18 protein-coding genes are annotated in these 20,713 nt (G+C 29.8%); 4 read left to right on the forward strand and 14 right to left on the reverse strand.

Features of this window, described 5'->3' with window-relative positions; all coding sequences use genetic code 11:
* Positions 1-66: 66 nt before the first annotated feature.
* The 7 genes from J5U23_RS07595 to J5U23_RS07625 form a co-directional block, all read right to left on the reverse strand.
* On the reverse strand, positions 67-831 hold the full coding sequence (locus tag J5U23_RS07595; RefSeq protein WP_218267422.1) for a sugar phosphate nucleotidyltransferase: 765 nt from the start codon (positions 829-831) through the stop codon (positions 67-69).
* Positions 831-2,045 (reverse strand): UDP-glucose dehydrogenase family protein, encoded by a 1,215-nt coding sequence (locus J5U23_RS07600; RefSeq protein ID WP_218267423.1) that lies wholly within the window; start codon positions 2,043-2,045, stop codon positions 831-833. The genes J5U23_RS07595 and J5U23_RS07600 overlap by 1 nt, the downstream gene beginning before the upstream one ends.
* Complete coding sequence (locus J5U23_RS07605; protein WP_218267424.1) at positions 2,042-2,965, reverse strand: NAD-dependent epimerase/dehydratase family protein; 924 nt, start codon at positions 2,963-2,965, stop codon at positions 2,042-2,044. Before J5U23_RS07605 ends, J5U23_RS07600 begins: the two co-directional genes overlap by 4 nt.
* A gap of 292 nt (positions 2,966-3,257) precedes the next feature.
* Positions 3,258-4,118, reverse strand: a complete 861-nt coding sequence (locus J5U23_RS07610) for a glycosyltransferase (protein WP_218267425.1) — start codon at positions 4,116-4,118, stop codon at positions 3,258-3,260.
* A gap of 205 nt (positions 4,119-4,323) precedes the next feature.
* On the reverse strand, positions 4,324-6,063 hold the full coding sequence (locus tag J5U23_RS07615) for a hypothetical protein (RefSeq protein WP_218267426.1): 1,740 nt from the start codon (positions 6,061-6,063) through the stop codon (positions 4,324-4,326).
* A 396-nt stretch (positions 6,064-6,459) separates the two neighbouring features.
* On the reverse strand, positions 6,460-7,113 hold the full coding sequence (locus J5U23_RS07620) for a hypothetical protein (protein WP_218267427.1): 654 nt from the start codon (positions 7,111-7,113) through the stop codon (positions 6,460-6,462).
* Entirely contained in the window at positions 7,103-8,896 is a 1,794-nt protein-coding gene (locus tag J5U23_RS07625; protein WP_218267428.1) for a hypothetical protein, read from the reverse strand. The genes J5U23_RS07620 and J5U23_RS07625 overlap by 11 nt, the downstream gene beginning before the upstream one ends.
* Positions 8,897-9,623: 727 nt before the next feature.
* Between J5U23_RS07625 and J5U23_RS16150 the strand changes: the two genes are divergently transcribed.
* Together J5U23_RS16150 and J5U23_RS07640 are read left to right on the forward strand one after the other, a co-directional pair.
* Positions 9,624-9,827, forward strand: a complete 204-nt coding sequence (locus J5U23_RS16150) for a hypothetical protein (protein WP_405048835.1) — start codon at positions 9,624-9,626, stop codon at positions 9,825-9,827.
* A gap of 564 nt (positions 9,828-10,391) precedes the next feature.
* Entirely contained in the window at positions 10,392-11,594 is a 1,203-nt protein-coding gene (locus tag J5U23_RS07640; protein WP_244988844.1) for a glycosyltransferase family 4 protein, read from the forward strand.
* Here J5U23_RS07640 and J5U23_RS07645 read toward each other — a convergent pair.
* Positions 11,548-12,705, reverse strand: coding sequence for a glycosyltransferase family 2 protein (locus tag J5U23_RS07645; RefSeq protein ID WP_218267429.1), 1,158 nt, complete (start codon positions 12,703-12,705; stop codon positions 11,548-11,550). The genes J5U23_RS07640 and J5U23_RS07645 overlap by 47 nt on opposite strands.
* A 56-nt stretch (positions 12,706-12,761) precedes the next feature.
* Between J5U23_RS07645 and J5U23_RS07650 the strand changes: the two genes are divergently transcribed.
* Positions 12,762-13,877 carry a glycosyltransferase family 4 protein gene (locus tag J5U23_RS07650; protein ID WP_218267430.1) on the forward strand — a complete coding sequence of 372 codons (1,116 nt, stop codon included), beginning with the start codon at positions 12,762-12,764 and terminating at the stop codon, positions 13,875-13,877.
* Here J5U23_RS07650 and J5U23_RS07655 read toward each other — a convergent pair.
* The 6 genes from J5U23_RS07655 to J5U23_RS07680 form a co-directional block, all read right to left on the reverse strand.
* A complete protein-coding gene (locus tag J5U23_RS07655) occupies positions 13,848-15,515 on the reverse strand; it encodes a hypothetical protein (RefSeq protein ID WP_218267431.1) in 1,668 nt (555 codons plus the stop codon). The two genes, J5U23_RS07650 and J5U23_RS07655, sit on opposite strands and share 30 nt — an antisense overlap.
* An 11-nt stretch (positions 15,516-15,526) precedes the next feature.
* Positions 15,527-15,769 carry a hypothetical protein gene (locus J5U23_RS07660; protein ID WP_218267432.1) on the reverse strand — a complete coding sequence of 81 codons (243 nt, stop codon included), beginning with the start codon at positions 15,767-15,769 and terminating at the stop codon, positions 15,527-15,529.
* Complete coding sequence (locus tag J5U23_RS07665) at positions 15,766-16,245, reverse strand: hypothetical protein (RefSeq protein WP_218267433.1); 480 nt, start codon at positions 16,243-16,245, stop codon at positions 15,766-15,768. The genes J5U23_RS07660 and J5U23_RS07665 overlap by 4 nt, the downstream gene beginning before the upstream one ends.
* A 1-nt stretch (position 16,246) precedes the next feature.
* A complete protein-coding gene (locus J5U23_RS07670) occupies positions 16,247-16,909 on the reverse strand; it encodes a DUF1616 domain-containing protein (protein ID WP_218267434.1) in 663 nt (220 codons plus the stop codon).
* On the reverse strand, positions 16,909-17,841 hold the full coding sequence (locus J5U23_RS07675; RefSeq protein ID WP_218267435.1) for a glycosyltransferase: 933 nt from the start codon (positions 17,839-17,841) through the stop codon (positions 16,909-16,911). Before J5U23_RS07675 ends, J5U23_RS07670 begins: the two co-directional genes overlap by 1 nt.
* A gap of 183 nt (positions 17,842-18,024) precedes the next feature.
* Positions 18,025-18,975 carry an IS1 family transposase gene (locus J5U23_RS07680; RefSeq protein ID WP_218267436.1) on the reverse strand — a complete coding sequence of 317 codons (951 nt, stop codon included), beginning with the start codon at positions 18,973-18,975 and terminating at the stop codon, positions 18,025-18,027.
* A 651-nt stretch (positions 18,976-19,626) separates the two neighbouring features.
* Between J5U23_RS07680 and J5U23_RS07685 the strand changes: the two genes are divergently transcribed.
* Positions 19,627-20,712, forward strand: a complete 1,086-nt coding sequence (locus J5U23_RS07685; protein WP_218267437.1) for a glycosyltransferase family 4 protein — start codon at positions 19,627-19,629, stop codon at positions 20,710-20,712.
* Position 20,713: the final 1 nt, after the last annotated feature.

Here is a 20,713-nt window from a genome sequence, read left to right on the forward strand (position 1 = left end):
ATTATTAAATAAAAATTGAATTTAATGTAATACAAATATTTTTATTATAATTTAGGATAATATAATCTAAACCGCATGTTCTCCAATAATTTTCTTTATAGACGCAATATAATTCTCTATACTACCCAGATCATAAGCATCATATACTCTTTTTGCAACAAATTCCACACCTTTTTTCAGCAATACTTTTATCCCATCAGTAAGTTGTAATTCTCCGTTACACTTAATCTCTCTTAAGGCGTGAAATATATCGTATGTAAACATATAGTAAGGAACTATTATAAAATGGGACTTTGGATTCTTAGGTTTTTCCTCAACATCTATAACCCTATCCCCCTCTAATACTACTACACCATACGATCTAGGATCTTCTACTTCAGTAACTAGAAAAGAGTTAGGTACTAAATCTGGAATCTCTCTCAATAGAGTATCTGCTGCTACTACAATGAATTTATCATAAATAAAAGGTTCTGCTCTAAGTACAGCATCTCCAAATCCTTTTGGCTCAGGCTGATTTACAAATGCTATGTTACTTTTCTCTATTTTAGAGTAAAACGTTAATAATTCCCTTGCCTGCTTTTCTTTACCTACTTTTTCAAGGTATGAGATGAAATCATAATCTGGTGTAAAATGATCTTCAATTACCCTCTTACTCCTACCAACGACTATAACGAAATCCCTTATACCCTTATCATAAAGTTGCTCAAAGATTATTTGTATAACTGGCTTAAATCCGTTATTAAAGGGAATTGGAAACATCTCCTTAGGAATTTCTTTAGAAGCTGGCAACATTCGAGTGCCTAATCCAGCTGCAGTTATTACTGCATGCATTAACTAACACCTATCGCTTTAAATTTACCTTTCTCAAAATTTTTATAGTTTAGGATTCTCCTTCCATCTACTACATATTTTCCCTTTAGTCTATCCTCTAATCCTCTGAATTCATCCCATTCAGTAGAAATTATTATTCCGTCAGCTTTGTTTATGCACTCTTCAAGTGAGACCATCTCTAAATCAGCTTTAGCCTTTGGATCGTATACTATAACTTTACCACCTTTTTCTCTAATCAGTTTAGCTATTTTTAAACCTACACTTTCTCTGGTATCATCAGTATTTGGCTTAAATGCTATTCCTAATACGCAGATAGTCTTGTTCTCCAATTTTCCAATTAAATCTTCCATCATCTTGACTGCTCTAAAAGGTCTTTCATTATTGACCTCAATTGCAGCCTCTACGATACGTAACTTCTCTCCTAAATCTTTAGCAAAAGAGGTAATAGCTAACGTATCCTTGGGGAAACATGATCCGCCAAAACCTAGTCCTGCGTTTAAAAAATATGGTGATATACGCTTATCCATGCCGATTGCTTTTGCTATATTATCTACATTACAATTTGGGATTTTTTCACATAAATTAGCGATTTCATTTATAAATGAAATCTTTATTGCAAGAAAAGAATTTGCAGCATATTTTATTAACTCAGCCTCTTCCATTGAAGTTTTTATTATCGGCGAATTAGTAAATGACCACAAATCTTCAACTAAGCCGATAGCATTTTCATCATCACCACCTATAACTATCCTGTCAGGGTGTTTAGTATCAATAATAGCGCTTCCTTCCCTTAAAAATTCTGGATTTACTATCACTTCTCTCTTAGTTATTTCCTTAACTTTTCTTGAAGTCCCTGGGATCACTGTACTCTTTGTTACCACTATTGATTCATTATTTAAGATTTTCTGTAAATTTTTAGCTGCTGAGTAAATGTAATCTAGGAAAATTTTTCCATTTATTGTCGGCGTAGAAACTGCTATAAAAACTACATTAGCATCAGATAGAGCAGAATAGTTTGTAGTAAATTGTATTTTTTCTCTATTTTTCATAATTAGTTCGTCTAAACCAGGTTCGTAAATTGGTATTTTATTACAATTTAATCCATTTACCTTATTCTCGTCTATGTCAACACCTATTATATAATGTCCTTGATCAGCTAAAACTGCACCAGTTACTAATCCTACATAGCCTAACCCTACTATGCCTATTTTCATTTAACTACACCCCTAAACCAATCTATTGTTTTCCTTAAACCTTCTTCTAAGGATACCTTAGGCTCCCAGTTTAGCAACTTTTTAGCTTTTATTATATCTGCAGCCCTTCTTGGAGGATCATCCGGTCTTGGTGGAAGGAATTTTATATTAGATTTACTATTAGTTAAGTTTATTATCATATTAGCTAATTCTATTATCTTAACCTCTTTATCTGAGCCAATATTTAATACCGTACCCTTTAATCCCTTGTTAAATAAAAGTTTTTTCGTAGCTTCAACCCAATCTGTAACGTATAAGAACGCCCTAGTTTGTTTCCCATCTCCAAACACTGTAATGTCTTCTCCTCTTAAGGCTTGATATATAAAACGTGATATTACTCTTCCATAGCTTCCATCTTCTCTTAATCTAGGCCCATAAACGTTAAATGGTCTTTGTATTCTAACGTCTAATCCATATTCCCTATAATATGCCATTGTTAATGCCTCTGAGAACCTTTTTCCTTCATCGTAACAACTTCTAACTCCAATAGGATTTACTTTTCCCCAATATTCTTCTGGTATGGGTAATATTTCTGCATTGCCGTAAACTTCTGAGGAAGAAGTATACATAAATATTGCGTCGCTCTTTCTGGCTATTTCCAATGCATTCCATGTTCCTAGAGAGTTTGATAACAATGTTTCTATTGGATGATTCATATAATCTTCTGGTGATGGTCTTGCAGCTAAATGTAGTATGTAGTCAAACTTTTCATCTGTTTTAAAATTCTCTATTTTCTCTTCTATCAATTTCACATTTTTTGGTAGTTGTATATATTTTGTAGTTGATAAATCGTCTACTATTGTTATTTCATGATCATTAGCCAAGTTTTCTATTAGATGTGAGCCTAGAAACCCAGCACCACCGCTTATAAGAAACTTCATTAATTATATATGTGTTAAGTATAAGATAAACTTTGCTTTGAATTCTTTAGATATAATAAAAATTTCTGAATAATTGAAAATATTGATGAAAAATATACCTTTTTAGTTAGGATTAAGCAGGGAAAAAGTGCATAATAGCATTCTATAATATACTTTTTTGTTGGAGAAGATAATGGAATCTTACATATCGATACGTCAAGTTCTCGTTGATCTTTTAGATTCTATAAATACAAAAGTAAACATTTAGCATTCTAAAAAAAGGGAGATTAGAATAAATGATGTGGTTTATATGTTACATTATACCGTAATTTCTTTTCAAATAATTATCTATTTTAGATAATATTTCTAAAAATATAGTCTTATTTTTGCACGTTAAAAGTTGATATTTAATTAAATTATAATGAAACTGCAAATCCCAATCAATTTCGCTTCCCATTTTATCAATAGGCATTTCTAAGTATTTAGTGCAATTATATACTATTTTCTTTTCGCTATTGAAAAATGATAACACCCTTCCTAGCCGATAAAAAAACTTATCATAAATATTTTGTGAGTAAACTGGTAATCCAACTATATATAAATCTCTATATTTTATCATATATTTTCGTATTCTTGATATTATTGAACTATAATTATTTTTATGATCTCTAATATGTTCTCCAAATACCCAGTCATAATCTGCAAGATAAACGTATTTACATGCCTCCGCCAATCTAAACCATAAATCCCAATCTTCTCCAAACTGCAGATCTCTCCATCCTCCTACATTCATTAATAATTCCTTGGGAGATATTATCGGAAATGAGCTTCTCCCAATTTTTACCGCATATGAAGAATATGTTGAAAAGTAATCTTTAAGAAATTTATCCAAATTAAGATAAATCTGATCAGCATCTAATGCCATTACATATTTTCCATCTGCATTTTTAAGAGCAAAATTTCTTGCAGAGCCTTTACTCCCTTTGTATCTAAAAACTTTAATGTATTCATTTTCATATTTCTTTAATAGCTGAAAAGTATTATCAGTACTCCAATTATCTATTAAAATCATTTCATAATTTAGATCATTTAGCTGTTCAACCAAGTTATTTAATACCTTATCTATTACTGGAGCTTCATTTTTAGCTGTTATTGTAATACTTAAAAGTACCACAGTATAAAATTATTATCATACTATATAAGTGTATGTGGGGAGTTCTTTTCTTATTGGCCTTATTAAAAAACTTTTTGCAACCCTCTTTGCTGCTACTATGAAAAGACTATACTAAAAGTAAATGATTAGCTGATTCAAAACTCTTTGAATAACATTATTAATATTTTATTCATTAATTATGAGGCACACTCTTTGATAAAATCATTTATTTATTAACCTTACTTCTGTTAAATGCAAGTAAAACTAACGTTAAGATGATTATTATAACCACAGTTATTACGAACGCTTCTATAGGTAATCCTGCAAGCACTGGAGCATAGACTGAAGTTGTAATATCTATTGGTTCATAATAAATCGTAATGTTTATAGGAGCAAATATATAATATTGATTAGTAGTTGAATTGGATTCAAAATAAATGCCTTCATATTTATATTGCAATGGTACTTGCACAATAGAACCATAAGGTTCCCAGAATTTCTCGTCTAATATAGCTGAATGTGAGTAATATCCCTCTATATTAACTAGATATTCTCTAATATAATATACATTAAAAGATAATGGTGAGAGTAAAGTAACATTTCTATAATTAATATATAAGATCACTATTCTTTCAGTAGAATTCACATAATACACAGGGTAGACGTAAAATACTGTACTTCGATTAAACCAGCCATTAGTTAATGTAGTGTTAGTTCCATTTATGGAAACGGGTAATGGTAAATTTGAAGTAACAAAATATTGTAATATATAATTTAATTTCCCAAAGTTTGGAGAATTAAAGACTTGTTGTATTACCACTGCTCTAGTTACATTATTTATATAACGTATTTGAGAATATATTACCGCATAAGTACCATTATTAATCCATATATTTGTTCCATAGTATGATGTACCATTAGATAGACTTATTTGCAAAGGAAATGGAAATTGTAAATAGTATTGAACGTTCTCTCTATCATTTATTATAAGTGGAGACTCTACAGTAAACATTCCAGTAAGATTTCCATATATGGTTATTCTATAATCATTAATTAAGGGAAAATATTGGGGGATATATATTTGCGTCCCCGCGTTATACCAATTTGAAGTAAGATTAGTATAATTTCCATTAATTTTAGCTATTATTGGCTCCTTAACGTTAACATAATATTGGAAAATTTGAGTATCATTTATAATTATCGGTTTACTAATATATACTACTCCGGTAAAATTTCCAGTAGTAAATATTCTAGTATCTCTAGTTAGATTAATATATTTCGGAATAGCTAGTTGAGTATTGTTAGATAGCCATTGGGAGCTCATTATTTCTAAACTGTCATTTATATATGCATAAGTAGGTTTAGAAAAGTTAACCAAATATTGTACAAGATATGTCACATTGACTACCAAAGGCGAATTAACACTAAATGAGGTTTTCTGCGTACCGTTAACGAATACATGAGATATTACGTACCTTATTGAACCATTTTGATAAGTATCACCTAAAGATATTGTAAGTAACTCTCCAGAAGCATACCAACCACTGCTTATTGGAGAGCCATGTTTAGCATTAACTGTAACGTAAAATTCTCTATCGTAAAGAGAAGAAATACGCGTATAAAATATCTCACTAGTGTTAACTATTACAGATGTAAAATTAGATTTACTATAAATTTTTAATATACCTAGAATTTCTGATGACGAATTGAGGAAGGTACCATTAAAGTTTATTCCTATAAGATGTAATCTTGATGTATTTGATTGATAATATAAATTGAAGAAGGTTATATTTACTATTCCTCTATAAGTTAGATAGTAACTACCGGGAGAGTAAGATATACCATTTATCTCAAATGGGAACGTACTCGACACTTCAAGTACATAAAATTGACTGCCTCCGTTAAAAACTGGAACAAACAGCGGTATAATTAATCCAAGCAATATACTCAGTAATATTAATTTCATAGATGGATTTAGTTACATTCGCATATTTAAAGATTATTTTTCTTCCATGTCTTGTAGCTTACTTCAACTTTTATTAAATTTAACATTAAACTCACTTTTAAATTCAACGTTAGATTTAGAATTTAAGAGAAATTAATGAGCTTAACATCTAAGGAAAGTGAAGCATTTAACAAAGTATCTCTTATACATTTTGTGAAATTTCTTCATTATAATTAGCAAGAAAATTCTATATGTCTAAATTATATACAACAATAAGAGATTTAGCCTTAATTTTAAGGCAATGCTCAACGAAAAATTCCGTAACTGCTATTATATTAGGTAAATTACATAATTGCATAAGGAGGATATATTTTGTTTCATTTAGTAACCTATTAAAAATTTAGTTCAGAATTTCGTTTATAAATGTAAGGATTTAAAAGATAGTAAAAATTCCTTAAATTCCGATAATCGAGAGTCCTGAGCATATATGATGATCCTTATCTTATTTGTGCCAGTTATTTCATGTAGATATTCAGAATTATTAAACAATTTATAATATTTATTTAAGAAGAAATATGGAGTAGATATAATTATAATTTTTCCCGATCCGTACTGATAATAAGTTATTATACTATTATTATCTACTTTCACTAAGGGTATTCCTCCGATAATCGGATGTGCGTAAGGAAATATTAATGTATAACTGCTTTCATTTACTATTATTATTTCATTATTCATATAATAATACAGATTACTAGTCAAAACTACTGGGGCTATAATCACACTTGCATTTAACTTATGCAGAAAGTCATTTACACTACTATAATTTCCAGTTATAATAATTGTGTTTCCTTTAAGTAGATAGATTAAATAAGGGGTAATGTTATTGATATTCTCCATTAATATTAAGATAGTAACGTTAGATGAAGTAATATTCTCAAAACTATTATAAAAGTAAGATGTACCCTGACTCCCCGTATTAAAAGGGGAGAAAGGATAAGTATCTGGGAAAAATACTGGAAGTAAAAGTAATATAAATATTGGCAAAACTATTAAAGCCTTATTTTTCATTTTTTACACCTTGTATTGGGATCTCCTTCAATTTGAAGTGTTTAAGCTTATTTGCTTTAGATCTTTTTCTAAGCAGTATGATTATGAATAATAAAATTAAAGGCAATATAATCAACATCATAAAATTATATACAATAGTATGAACTTCAACTATTTCTCTATAATAAGTATACTGAGGGTCAGATTCCACATATATTACTTGATTTCCGTATATGATGCTAAGCTTAGGCTTTGCCTCAATAGAAAAATATCCATTATGCGAAATAGTTTCATATCTGGAGTTTCCAATAAAAATGAAAATTTTCACATTGTTTAGAGGTGTATTATTATAGTATATTTTTCCGGTTATTTCTAATGGAAAAGGGATTATCCATTTACTTGTAACATTAGCACTAAGATTTTCATGATATAATTTAGGAGTAATAACTATATATTTAACAGTTGGAGATAAATAACCCTTAGGTAAGACGGTAAAATTTAAGAGATATGTGGTATTAGTTAGATTATAAGGTATAGGGAACTTAATACTAAAGTTACCACCAACTATGTACGTTTTAGTATAGTTTAGTAAAGAAATTATAAGTGTTCTATTATATCCAGAAACATATCCTATTATATTCACATCACCTCCTACATATGGATTGTATGGTACTGCCCTAACAAATAGCTTAGTAAACGTCACATTGGTATATACTATGTATGTTGTTATATTTGGTAAGAAAATATTGTTTCCCGTAAATAACATAGTTATATAAACAGGATTAGTGTAATTAGTTAAGTGAATTGGGAAGGAGAATCTATTATTAGTTAAATTAACTACCCTATGGGTGTTAAGAAATGCTACAAATAAACTACCATTTATCGAATAGTTAGAACGTGAGACGAGAAATCCAGTTATATTTATCGTCTTATTAAATGGAATAATTAATTTGGTAATCTTTATTTCTACTGGAACGTGAGAGGTTTTGGGTAGTTTATAAATAAAACTCATTATCATATAATAATTACTGATTGTGTTTTTAATCGTTGTGTAGTTTTTATTTAATATATGTAAAAATTGTCCAAAAGTTGAACTATCTGAGTACTTACCTAAAATACCTGCGTAATACGTGATATTATTTTTTATAATTGTAAGATTATCAAACGTCTCTAATAATTCGGAATAATATTGCATAGCTTCACTAGCATTTCCGGAATGTAATGCTACGTATATGTGATTAGATAAATTGCTAATACTTAGCGATTGATTAATAAAGTTGCCTAATAAATTATATACTATATTCGAATATATTTCTAAATTTTTCGGTAAAATGGGATTTGGATGAGCTACATTATAGTAACAAGGATTAGCTAAGATTTTAATATAATCCTGGAATAAAGGAGATGTAGAGATTTTTGGATTAACTATGTAATATGGTAAGTATGATGTATCCCTCTCCGTAGAAACATAAGAGGGAGATATAGCCAATAATAAAATGATTATTATAGTTAATCCAGATATAGAAACATTTACATCAAGTAATATATTTTTATAATTATATAAATAAAATGAAAAGAATATTGAGAGAAATAAGAGTGATAGAAATATAATTGCATCACTTAAATTGGCTTTCATGAATAATGACGTAAGTAAAATTAGTGATAATATAATCAAGTTAATAACTGCCACAGATATTATATAAAATAATTTTAATAGTGAATGTCTTTTTAATATAATATTAGATAACATGCCCACTAAGGAGCCCGCGACTATCATCCCTAGATATATTATTACACTATTCACGGCTTATCTATTCATCTAGCTGTATTAAAATTTTTATTCCTTTTTTGCTTTGTTGTTTCGTTCGACTTATTTGATAAGAATGATAAATCATAAAGAGTGTTTATTTCAACATTTCTCAAGCTTACATATTAATACATGAGGACCTACCAACTACAGAATCCGCTAAGTGAACTATTCACGCACAAGCCTAAAGCTTAGCCTCAACTACCTGGCCTGCAAAACTCGTAGCCCCAATTGATTCCCAAGTACTATTTTTTAAGGTATTTTTCCTTGTCTTAAATTATCATAATATTCGTTGTATTACAAGACTGTTAACGTTTCATCTCTTTCCTCTCTGTTAGGCATTACCCTGGTATTCTTGCCTCCCTATTCTCTGGACCTGAACCCAATTGAGTTTGAATGAATTAAAATGTTGGATTAACACTTATTATAACCTCGAATACTCTCTTGAATCTATTAAGGAGAGTTTTATGATTTAGTTTTCAGGCACGATTATATTAGGTGTTGGGTTAATAAGTTTCATGACATATTTGTTGCTCTTAAGGAATGGGAAGTTATAGAAGCGTTTTTATCAATTCTCTTTTATTATTTGTTATTAAGTTCTATCAAGTTTAATTCATTGATTATTTAAACTTCTTCAAATATTCTTCTATATTTTGTACCGGCGAAAGATATATTCTCTTCACACTTACTAGGCTCTATATGGTCGTATCTAACAAATCTAAGTTTGCAACTGTTGGAAGAAAAAGACCATATTATTATATTAAGGGGAATTTTCAAGAGGTACCGCTTTGAGGAATTCTATCTTGCAGCTTTGGCTATCAAGGTTAATCTTGTTATTAAGCGTTTTTATGAGGAACATAAGGGCAAGTTGAAGGCTAAGATGTTGATTGTGCTAGGCTTTTATTACTTGAGCTGTGCTGTATTGTAATAAGCCCTTTAACGCTAACGAGTGACGAGATAGCAACGTGACATTACCTGCGTAAGTAGTGTAAACTATGCCCAATTTTCTATGGAAAGGTTTTATACCTGAAGCTCCACGGTCTATGCTAATAATTCTCAATTTAATATATTACTATTACCTTCATCATAGATCTATTCCATTAATAATATTATATATAATTGTTTTTGCTAAAGCTAGGGATAAAACTGTTATTATGATATATTTTTCAGCGTATCTTATATATGCTAAAGAATTATTTTAAATATAGTATAAAGGATTTAATATCTATTTGAGGGGCGATGATCCCATCATTTTGATATATAGCCTTTTTCATGATAATTGCAACGTATACTATTAGATCAGATAAGGCTTGTTAAGAGTCTAATTATCAGTTGAATTAAACGGTAAAGTTGGACTTACTAGGCTCTATATGCTCGTATCTAACACATCTACGTTTGCAACTATGGGAGGAAAAAGACCATATATAGATAGCTAGTTTGGTGTGTGGGCTTCTATAAAGTTTTTAACTCTTAAATTAGTTATACGTAACTAATGAAAGTAAGAATTTTGACTGAAACGCAACAACGAGGAACATTTGCAACAATGTTACTATTATATAAAAAATTACTTGAAATCGGGATAGATGCGAAAATATATACCACGTTTAATTCAGAATATAATGTTTTGCCGTCTCCTAGTAAGAGTAGAATTTTTGGTTACGAGAAAATGGTGAATAGTGAAAAATATGCTGAAAAAGTATTTAGGACTGTTTATGAATCTAAGGACACTATAATACATATCGCCAACGCCATGTATGGAATGTTACCAATAGCTGAAAAAAATAATGCTAAAAGTATAATAAATATTCAGTATTGGTGGCCCACATGCTATTTTAACTCTATGGAAAATCAGTATTGTGATTGCAAGAGTTTTACGAAGATAGCTCAGTGTATATATAATAAGAGAGATAATTATTTCAATAAATTATTATCACCTATAGAAGCGATTTACGCAATAAATAAGCTAAATAAAATAAAAGAGTATATATCCAAAGCCTCAATAATTTTAGCAGTAAGTAATATTGTGAGAGATATTCTTATATCTAGAGGATTTCCAGAAGATAAAATTCGAGTTATAAATGTAAATGCTATAACTCCACCAATTGATTATGTGGAGTACCATCCTTCTGATAATTTTACATTTGGATATCTTAGTTATCCAGACGAGGGGAAAGGTATTTTTCAATTGCTTGAAGCATTTTCAATTGCTTTGAAACATAATAAAAATATGAAATTGAAAATACTAGGAGGACTAGAAGAACCTAGGGTGATAGAGATGGTAAAATTGTTTAGAATAGAGGACAAAGTAATAATGACTAGAAGATTTCCTTACTCGGAATATGTTAGTAAAATAAGAGATATGCTCATAGATGTAGATGTTGTAGTAGTGCCTACTTTAGTCCCCGATACGTGGGCTAGAGTTGTGACTGAGTCAATGTTAGCTGGAAGGCCTGTAATTGTTACTAAGGGTAATGGTGGCCTAGTAGAACAAGTAACTGATGGTGTAGACGGTTTTCATGTTAATGTTTATGAATTAAATGATTTTGCATTATCCTTGTATAATATTTCTCAGCTTCCTAGAAGTAAAATAGAGGAAATGGGAAAAACAGCTAGAGAGAATATTATCAAAAAATATGATAATAAAAAAATTATTGAACAAATAATTTCGCTTTATCATGAACTATTAGAAACTTGAATATTCCAGCGAAGACCGCTAATCCATTTATAAAACTCCAAATAGGATAGAACATTATTATTTGAAGAGAAGTCTTTATATCCTTTAGCTCCTTAAAGGATTCTATAGAGCTTTTAAGTGTTCTATAAAAGACTACGCTTCCTCCTAAAAATAAGAAGAAGATATTTCTATTTAATAGATAAAATAAAATAGATAAAATGTAACTAATAATTAGCTTTTTTCCTCTACTTTTTAGCTTATTCTTGCCGTAAAAATTAGGCTGCTCTAGGGGTAAAGTTAAAAGTGTAATAGCAATTGATATATATAGCAACATGTTCAGCATATTAACAAAGAAAGACATAAAAAAGAATATCATGAAGATAAAGAATAGAAAATTATCTAAATTAGGTAAATACTTATATCTCCTTAGAATTAGAGTAGAGGGGAAGCCGTATTGCCAAGCCTTAATAAGATGTGATTTAAGAGACCTTTGATAAGAAGATAATAAATGTTCAACGTGAACTTTAGGATTAAGAACTATTTTATATCCTAATCTTCTAACTTTTTCAGAAAAATCTATATCATGCATACTGTAAGGATAGGTATTGTCAAACATTCCTATTTTTTCTATCACTTCTCTTCTTATCATATCATTATTTAAACCCGTAAATAGCACTTCTTGTTCAGGAGTATTAACAATTTTATGCCACCCTAAAATATAAATATAGCTAAATGCTTTATTTATGCCATTTAACTTAAAAGGAGATGTAATTAGAAGAGAAGAGGAAACTCCTACCTCTTTTTTCTCGAAGACTTTTAACATACTCGATATCCAATTTTTCTCTCCCAATTTCATATCGTCGTGCAATATTAATATGAAATCTCCAGAAGCTTTCTTTATTCCTTCATTAATAGCTCCTGCATGACCTAATTTATTTTCATATCTGAAATATTTTAAACTCAAATCATTTTCTATTAAAAATTTTTCTACTATTCTCTCAGTATTATCTTTAGAACCATTATCTATTATTATTACTTCGAAATTTTTATAGTCTTGCATCAACACACTATTTAAAACTTCCGGTAATGTTTTTTCGCCATTAGATGTAGGAATGATTATCGAAACTAACATTATATTCAAGTTAGTTTCTGCTAATCTTTAAATATTTAGTTTAAAGATAGTAGATGATGAAAGTAGTACTTTTCCCATCTACTGATAAGCCTTGGGATGGAATAGAAGCATATTCCTTTGAATTAGCTAAAAGATTAAGTAAAAAAGGGATAGAAGTTGTGGGTATAAGAATTGGCATAAAAAATAACGTAAAAGCTATCAATAATAACTTTACCTTAATTGATATTAAAACGCCTAATTTCCAAGGAAAATTATATGCTTTAAGGATTTTAATTTCGTCATTAAAAACATTGAAAATAATGAAAAATGCAGATATAATACATGGAATAGGCGGATATTATGCTGGTATAGAATTATTTCCAGTAGAGAAAAAAGTAGTAACTATCATAGGCGCAAGTAGTTTAAGAGAAACTTCTAAAATTAAGCAAGATTTTAGAAGGTTATATATGTATTTCATTTATAAAATGGCTTCAGCATATATTGTGCCAAATGAAATAATAATGAATGAAATAAAAAAATACATAAAAATTAACCCTGTACTTATTCCGTTAGGCATAGATATTGAGGGATTAAAAATAAATGAATCGAAAACTGAGATAAAAGCTAAATTTGGATTCAATGATGATGATATAATAGTATTATATCTAGGGCAACTAGTTAAAGGAAAAAGATTACCAGAATTAATTAGAGCTTTCCAAATTGTATCAAATAAAATACCCAATTCCAAGTTAGTATTAGTGGCCTGGGGATACCTTAAGGATTATTTGAAATCATTAGTAAACGAACTTAGATTAGATGATAAGGTATTTTTTATAAATCCTTTACCATACAATCAGAGAAAGTATATTTATAGTGTTTCAGATGTTTTTGTAATGTTAGGTGATTCATTTGGCGATGGGGGAATAAGCTCTGCAGTACTTGACGCGTTGGGTTCTGGATTACCAATAGTAGTATCAAGGAATAGTCCTAACTATTTAGTAGTTAAAGATAATTTTAACGGATATACCGTCAATCCAGCAGACTATAATGAAGTAGCAAATGCCATATTAAAGTCTATAGTAAACGGAAGCGAACTCGGTAAAAACTCATTATACATTGCAAAAAATTTTGAGTGGGATGTAGTGTCAAATAAAATCATAGAATTATACAAAACAATTTACTCCAGCAATTAAGTCACCTGAATTAAAGAATATTGTATAGTTTTGTACAATTCCATTATAATAGTTTTGATAGTCATTTACCTCAGTTGGACCACCAAAATATAGCTCTAATGTTTCTATATATGGTCCTGCAAATTTAATTCCTTGTAAATTAGTTCCATAGCTTTGCATAATTTTACCTTCATATGAATATTCTGCTACATAAAATCCGTAAGTCGAAGGTGTAATAATTCCATATTCACCTAATAATTTTCCACCTAAAAACGCTGCTTCAGGTGAATGTTCTGAAGTAGCTATCATTGAATATCCCAATACTGAAATAGGAATTAGTGCAACTAGGAATATAGTAAATGTCGTCTTTAAAATTTTTCTATTATATAGAAAATATATTATAATAATGGTATAAAATGTCATTGCTTGAGGAATCATTCTCGTTAATACATTACTTATATTATCTGCTAATCCTATAGCAGATTGCATTAATAATAGTCCACTACCTAAAGAAAAGGCTAGCCAAATGTAGTTATTTGTTTTTTTCGAAACAACTAGGTAAATGAAAGATATTATAGAGGTTAAAAGAAATATACCACCATCCAATAATTTGCTTATGACTGAATAAAGATGATATGGCGAAGAAGGTATAAATGTATATATTAGTGTACTAGTAGGAAGTACAAGATTTTTTGTTGCTTGAGGAACAAATATTGATTCTATAACTTCAACTAAATCGTTTATAAGTACGTGAACACCACCTAGCGCTCCTTGTGCCAAAGGGTTAAAGTAAACCCAATAAATGTAAACTGACGCTGTTAATACAGCTGTATAAGCAATGAACTTTAAATTTAGCTTACCTATTTTCCTTGAAAATACTAAAACAGAGATAATTATTGTAATAGCACTCCCAAATGTTCCTATGTCGGTTAAGCCAGTTAATTCTGACAAAAGAATTAGTAGTGGTGCGAATCTTATTCCTCCTCTTTTTATCACTAATCCCAGTATCAGAAATACTGGGAATAATAGATTATATGACATTAACTGAGGTGACCATTCAGCTACATAAAAAGGCATTGACGATAGCATATAAATTAGTATTCCTAACTCAGATTTAGGAGACTCAAAAAACAGTCTAAGTAACGCATATACTACCAAATTCTGAAATATAGTAAAGAACATAGGTCCGAAGAATATAAAATATGACGTAGGAGTAAACCCTGAAATTAGAAATGATATTCCTCCATAAATAAATCCTAAAGGATAATATGCTTGATAAGTATCAGGATTGTCCATGGTGGTATGTTTAAAGAGTAACCCTAACACTTCTGCTGAATGACCTAACTCATCTCTCGATAATATAAAAAAAGGATTTATGAAATAAAATATAAAAAATGTATCAAACAGAAGTAGCAGGTAAATTATAGGCATAGTATAATTATATAAATTCCTATCAAAATCTTTAAATCTAATTAAGGGTATTATGAAAGCAACTGCTGTAATAAATTCTGTTATCCAATATATAGGCGGTAGTTCTTGGGTTAGCCCGAAAGGATATTTGGACAAGTTATAGTTAGATATAGATATATTAACTATATCTACTAGAGTTAATTCTATAGAAATTAAAAGTAATATTATTTGTACTTTTTCCATTTTCATTCTGTTCCACCTTATATTACACCAAATATTTGTAAAATAAAGTAAATGGTCAATATAATCCAGAATGCGGTGATAGCAGAAGCAGTATAATTTGTTCTTTTAGGTAAAGGATAATATATAATTTCTGCCACTACAGAGGCTATAGTAAATAATATAATATATGCTTTAATATCGGTTAAATTAAGTGCAGATAATATTGTTGAGATTATCGTGTATTCTAATCCTAAAATAATAGGAAATGTCTTATAATTCATTTATATCCCCTTAAATTATATATTGTATTAAATATTTCGGTTAAGATTACTATACCTAATATTCCCGTATATGAAGTTATACCTATAGTAAAGTTTAATAACAATCCTATCATAGCTATTATAGCAAAACTTGTCCCTAGTGAAATACCTAAAGTATGTAAACTAGATAGCTGTTTTAACTCTTTTGGGTAAAACATTCGCAATGCAGTGTATCCTATAAAAAATGTTGAGTAAAATATACCTAAAATTATTTTTAATGAGATGACGAAAATTGAAGAGTTGAATAGAGATAGTATCAAGATCAATGATGATATATGAATAATTATGCTAGTGAAGTCTAATTTATTATCTATCTCATATTTATCATGTATTATCTTAATTGCTTCAATTTCAGTATATCCTTTATTTATAAGTTCATTTACCATTTGCTCAACGGTTCTACTCGTTTCTACTTCCCTTCGTTGCATAACCATCATCCTAACTTACACTAACTACTAACTGGTCAAAAATATTCGCATATACGAATCTCTGTAAAGTTAAGTTATAGTAATATAACATTACTTCCAATTTAAAAGTTCCAGTAGAATTTATCGCAAAAGCTATAGGTAATTTCCATTCGCCATTATTATTAACTATATTATAGGATGTATATAGTGTTATATTGGTATTGTTATCTTCTAAAATCACTTTAATTTGATAAAGCATTGGCATACCTTCATGATTTTGGACTAAAGCGTAAACTAGTGCATTTTCTCCAGGGGCTAGATGTGATGGATAATTTCCAATAATCCCATTAGAATTTAAGATAGCCATTTCTGAGAAGTTTTCCTTAGACTGAGTATTTAGTATATACATTCCGAATGCAAATATTAGTAAAATTATAATAGTTCCAGCTAATATCCCATTACTTATAGGATCTTTCCCACTTTTTAATGATACAATTTTTTTCTTTCTATTAAATCTATACCATATTAGATAATAATAATGTTTTAGTTCTTCCGCAAAAAAATAATAAATAGTAAAAATTATTAATGGTAGAATTAATAACAAATAAGTTTCTATTCTATATAATTCCAAGCTTAAAAGATAGTGTGAGTATGTCATTTTGTACTGAGTTACTAACTGCGAAACCTCAACCATTATCTCTTTTTATCTCTTTGGGTTAAAAAACCTATTGAATAACCTATGATTGAGATATATATAAGAATAGGGGATAAATATACATATTTTGACCATCTATACTTTTTACAAGTTTCGAAATTTACTTTAAGCAATAAAATAATATATGTTAGCAATGATAATATTAAAAATATCTTAATATTCAGTAGAATCAACGATAACCCAAAAATAATTGATGCAAAAAATATTGTTAGTCTAGCTAATGCATCTCTAATAACCCATTTCTCTTTGGTTAATTTATGGAAAATTTTAGCACCATATGCAGCCTCCATATTTTGCTTTATGTAAGATCTTATTGAGTCTCTGTGATAATGGTATATTTTGTCATTAAAGTTAACTTCGTATTTGTATTCGGCCTTAGTTAATTTATAAAGTAATTCATCTTCTTGCATATAATTCATTTCTTCGTTAAATCCCCCTACTTTTAATACTGCATCTTTTCTATAGATTGCTCCATTTGCAGTTGTAAACCCTTTACAAAGGTATGTGTCTATGGATTTTTGCAAAAATTTAGAATCCGGAGGAGAAAAAACTTTAGTGAAAACAACTCCTATTCTATCATCATTTTCCATTAATCTAACTGCATTTTTTATCCATGTTGAAGTAGCTATTCTTGCATCACTATCCAAAAATGCTACATATTTACCCCTACTTTCTAAAACTCCTCTGTTATAAGCTACACCTCTACCTTTCCTTTCCTCTAATACTATTCTTATTCCGTATTTCTCTACAAACTGTTTCACTATATTTAACGTACTATCAGTTGAATATCCATCTACTACTACTATCTCAAAGTTCTTGTAGTCAAGTATTTGTAACGATTCTAAAGTACCTTTAACGGTTTTCTCAGAGTTTAAAGTTGGTATTACTATACTTACTAATGGTTCATCCACACTATTTATTAGCTATACTAGTTTATAAAGAGTTAGGTTCTAGATATAATATACATTTTTTAGGAACCTTTAGGTTAATATTAACCAAAGTTATTAATACAAAAACTAGATTCCCATATTAGTGTATATTGTATTTGGGGAGTGTTCTCATGCAGTCATCTTATTCGATATCTACTAGTAAAATTATATCAGATTCTCTCTAATATTCTCTACTCCCTTCCGGTAAGCCTCATTCAAGGGAGTAATCTCCCTTGAATATATTACAGGGTACATGACGTTCAACAAGGCAAGACTATAATCAACCATCCTCTTACTCCTATTACCACCCCTAGTATCCCTAGCTAACCTAGCAAGATGGGCCCTACAGTAAGAGTTATAACTCTCCACGGTGTAAGTGTACTTCTTGCTCGCAATATGATTATCAAGGACTTGATAAACAGAGTAATTATCCGTGTAAATAACCTCACTCTTAGGGAGAGAATTCAAGAGAAAACGAAAACTCCCGTAATCCCTATCACCGGTAGTGAAGAAGGGCGTACCATCAGCTAGTGCACTCCAAATCCAAATATCCTCCCTCTTGGGACCGTGCCTAACCCTAAGGTAAGTCCAACTCTCGTCAAGTATCGTGACCTTTGCAGTAAAGCCCTTTAGTTGTTCTTGTAATACTAATAGATTAACGTATGCCTCTACTCCTTTTCTCTTTATTAGACTGTAAACTGTGGTTAACGGTTTTCCTTCAACCTTAGCTATTCCCCTCATGCTCATCCTATTCAAATACTCCTTCAAGATCCTCTCCTTTTGGTCTCTTCCCAACTTGTGATTAGGTGTTTGGTAAAACGTTCTTTTACACGTTTTGCACCTGTATTTTGTTTTTCCTCTGGACGATCCGTTCTTTATTACCTTGTTTGAGTTACATGATGGGCATGTGGGTCTTTCTTCTTTTCTTCTCTTTACCCCCAATTTTTTGGTGTAGTAGTAGAGTGTTGATGCTGGTATCCCGAGTTTTGTAATTTGTACTCCCAGTAAGTATGCTGATATTGCAAGTGCAAGGTCCTCTAGATTGTGCTTTCTCGGCTTAAAGTTTAAATTTCTTAGAATCAGAAGTATTAATTGTGCAAGGGTTACGAGATCCATCTCGCTAACCCTCACGTAAATCTCGTAACCCTTGCACATAAATTTTCTCAAGAAACGTATTGTGCGTTCTAATTCCATTATCCCTAGATCGAGATAATTGTTTGAGAAAACTTCTAACCAAATATAATTTTACTATTCATTATCGAATAAGATGACTGTTTGAGAACACTCCCTGTATTTGGCTATTTAATGATATCCTCCTTTCCGTAAGGGGATCTATAGTCTTTTTCCATAATAGTTTCAACCAAGTCAAAAATGGGCTTTTAGTTTAAGTGAAAATTGTTAATGGGGATGTTGGGGATTAGTAAGGCAAGGTGTTTAACTAAATTTACTAAACTTCTCCATAAAATATATTAGACAAAAACAAAAAGAGTATTAAAATTTATAGTAATTCTTATCGAATTTGTAATTTAGGATAATAGAGAAGGTCTAATAAGAGCCTTTTTAACGCTAGCTCTTCAGACTCTATATGCTAAATTCTCGTTATAAAATCTGATAATTGAACTCCCTAAAATATCTGAAGCTAGGTATTAAAAAGGAATTCAGATTTAATTAATTAGGAAATTTTATCTCTGAAAACAGGATCTTATAGCTATAAGCTAAAATGCTACTACTTAATTTATAAGCTAGTAATTAATCAGTGATCCTATAATGAAGATTGCTCTTATGGGATTTGCTGGCACTAACAGAGAATGGAGCTTAGGTAGGTTAACATTTCTTTTTTATAAAGGTCTAAAAGAATTAGGCGAAGATGTGTATTTAGTATCAAAATATCCATTGAGCGGAGAATTTAGATCTGTGAAAATAAAAAATTTTCCGAAAATACTTGGGAAAGACATATTAACTGATATATTTTCACACTATTTTTCGGTTAGAAAATTAAATCCTGATATATATCATTTTATCTATCCTTATGTTAGTGCTACTGTAATGCTTTATTTTCCAGCAAAATATAAAAAGTTACTAACAATACACGATCTGAAACCATTAGCCTTGCCAGAATTTATGAATAGAAAGGAAAAAATTAATATATTAATTCTCAAATCAGTTATAAAAAGTACTAATAAAGTGATTGCCATTTCTGAGAGTACTAAGATCCAATTAATGGAATATCTCGACATAGATGAAGATAAGATTTCAGTTGTATACAATCCAGTTGATCCAGTATTCAAGAAATTAAGTGATCATGAAATTTCTCCAATAAGACAGAAGATTGGAAGATTTATCCTTAATGTATCTAGATATGACAAGCTAAAAAATCCATTAAAGCTAATAAAGTCATTTAAAATTATTCGTAACTGTTTTGATATCAAGCTAGTTATAATCGGAGAATATTGGAATTACGGAATAAATATGATCAAGTCTGAACTAGGAAATACTAATGATGTTATTACATATACTCACCTACCTGATATCGAGTTAGTGAAATATTATAATGCAAGTGAGGTTTTTTTATTTCCTTCTATTTATGAAGGTTTTGGAATGCCTATAGTAGAAGCGATGGCATGTGGCACTCCGGTAGTAACTTCAAATAGATGGGCAATGAAAGAAATAGCGGAAGGAATTGGACTTTTAGCTGATCCAGAAGATCCAGAGGATATAGCAGAAAAAGTATGTAAAGTGCTTTCGGATCCTAATTTAAAGGCAGATATGATAAGAAAAGGACTAAATAAGGCATCTCAATTTAATTATATAAATATTGCTAAGTCTCTACTTAAAGTATACGAGGAGGCATAAA

It is taken from the genome of Saccharolobus shibatae B12 (genome assembly GCF_019175345.1).
In the GTDB taxonomy this organism is placed as follows: domain Archaea; phylum Thermoproteota; class Thermoprotei_A; order Sulfolobales; family Sulfolobaceae; genus Saccharolobus; species Saccharolobus shibatae.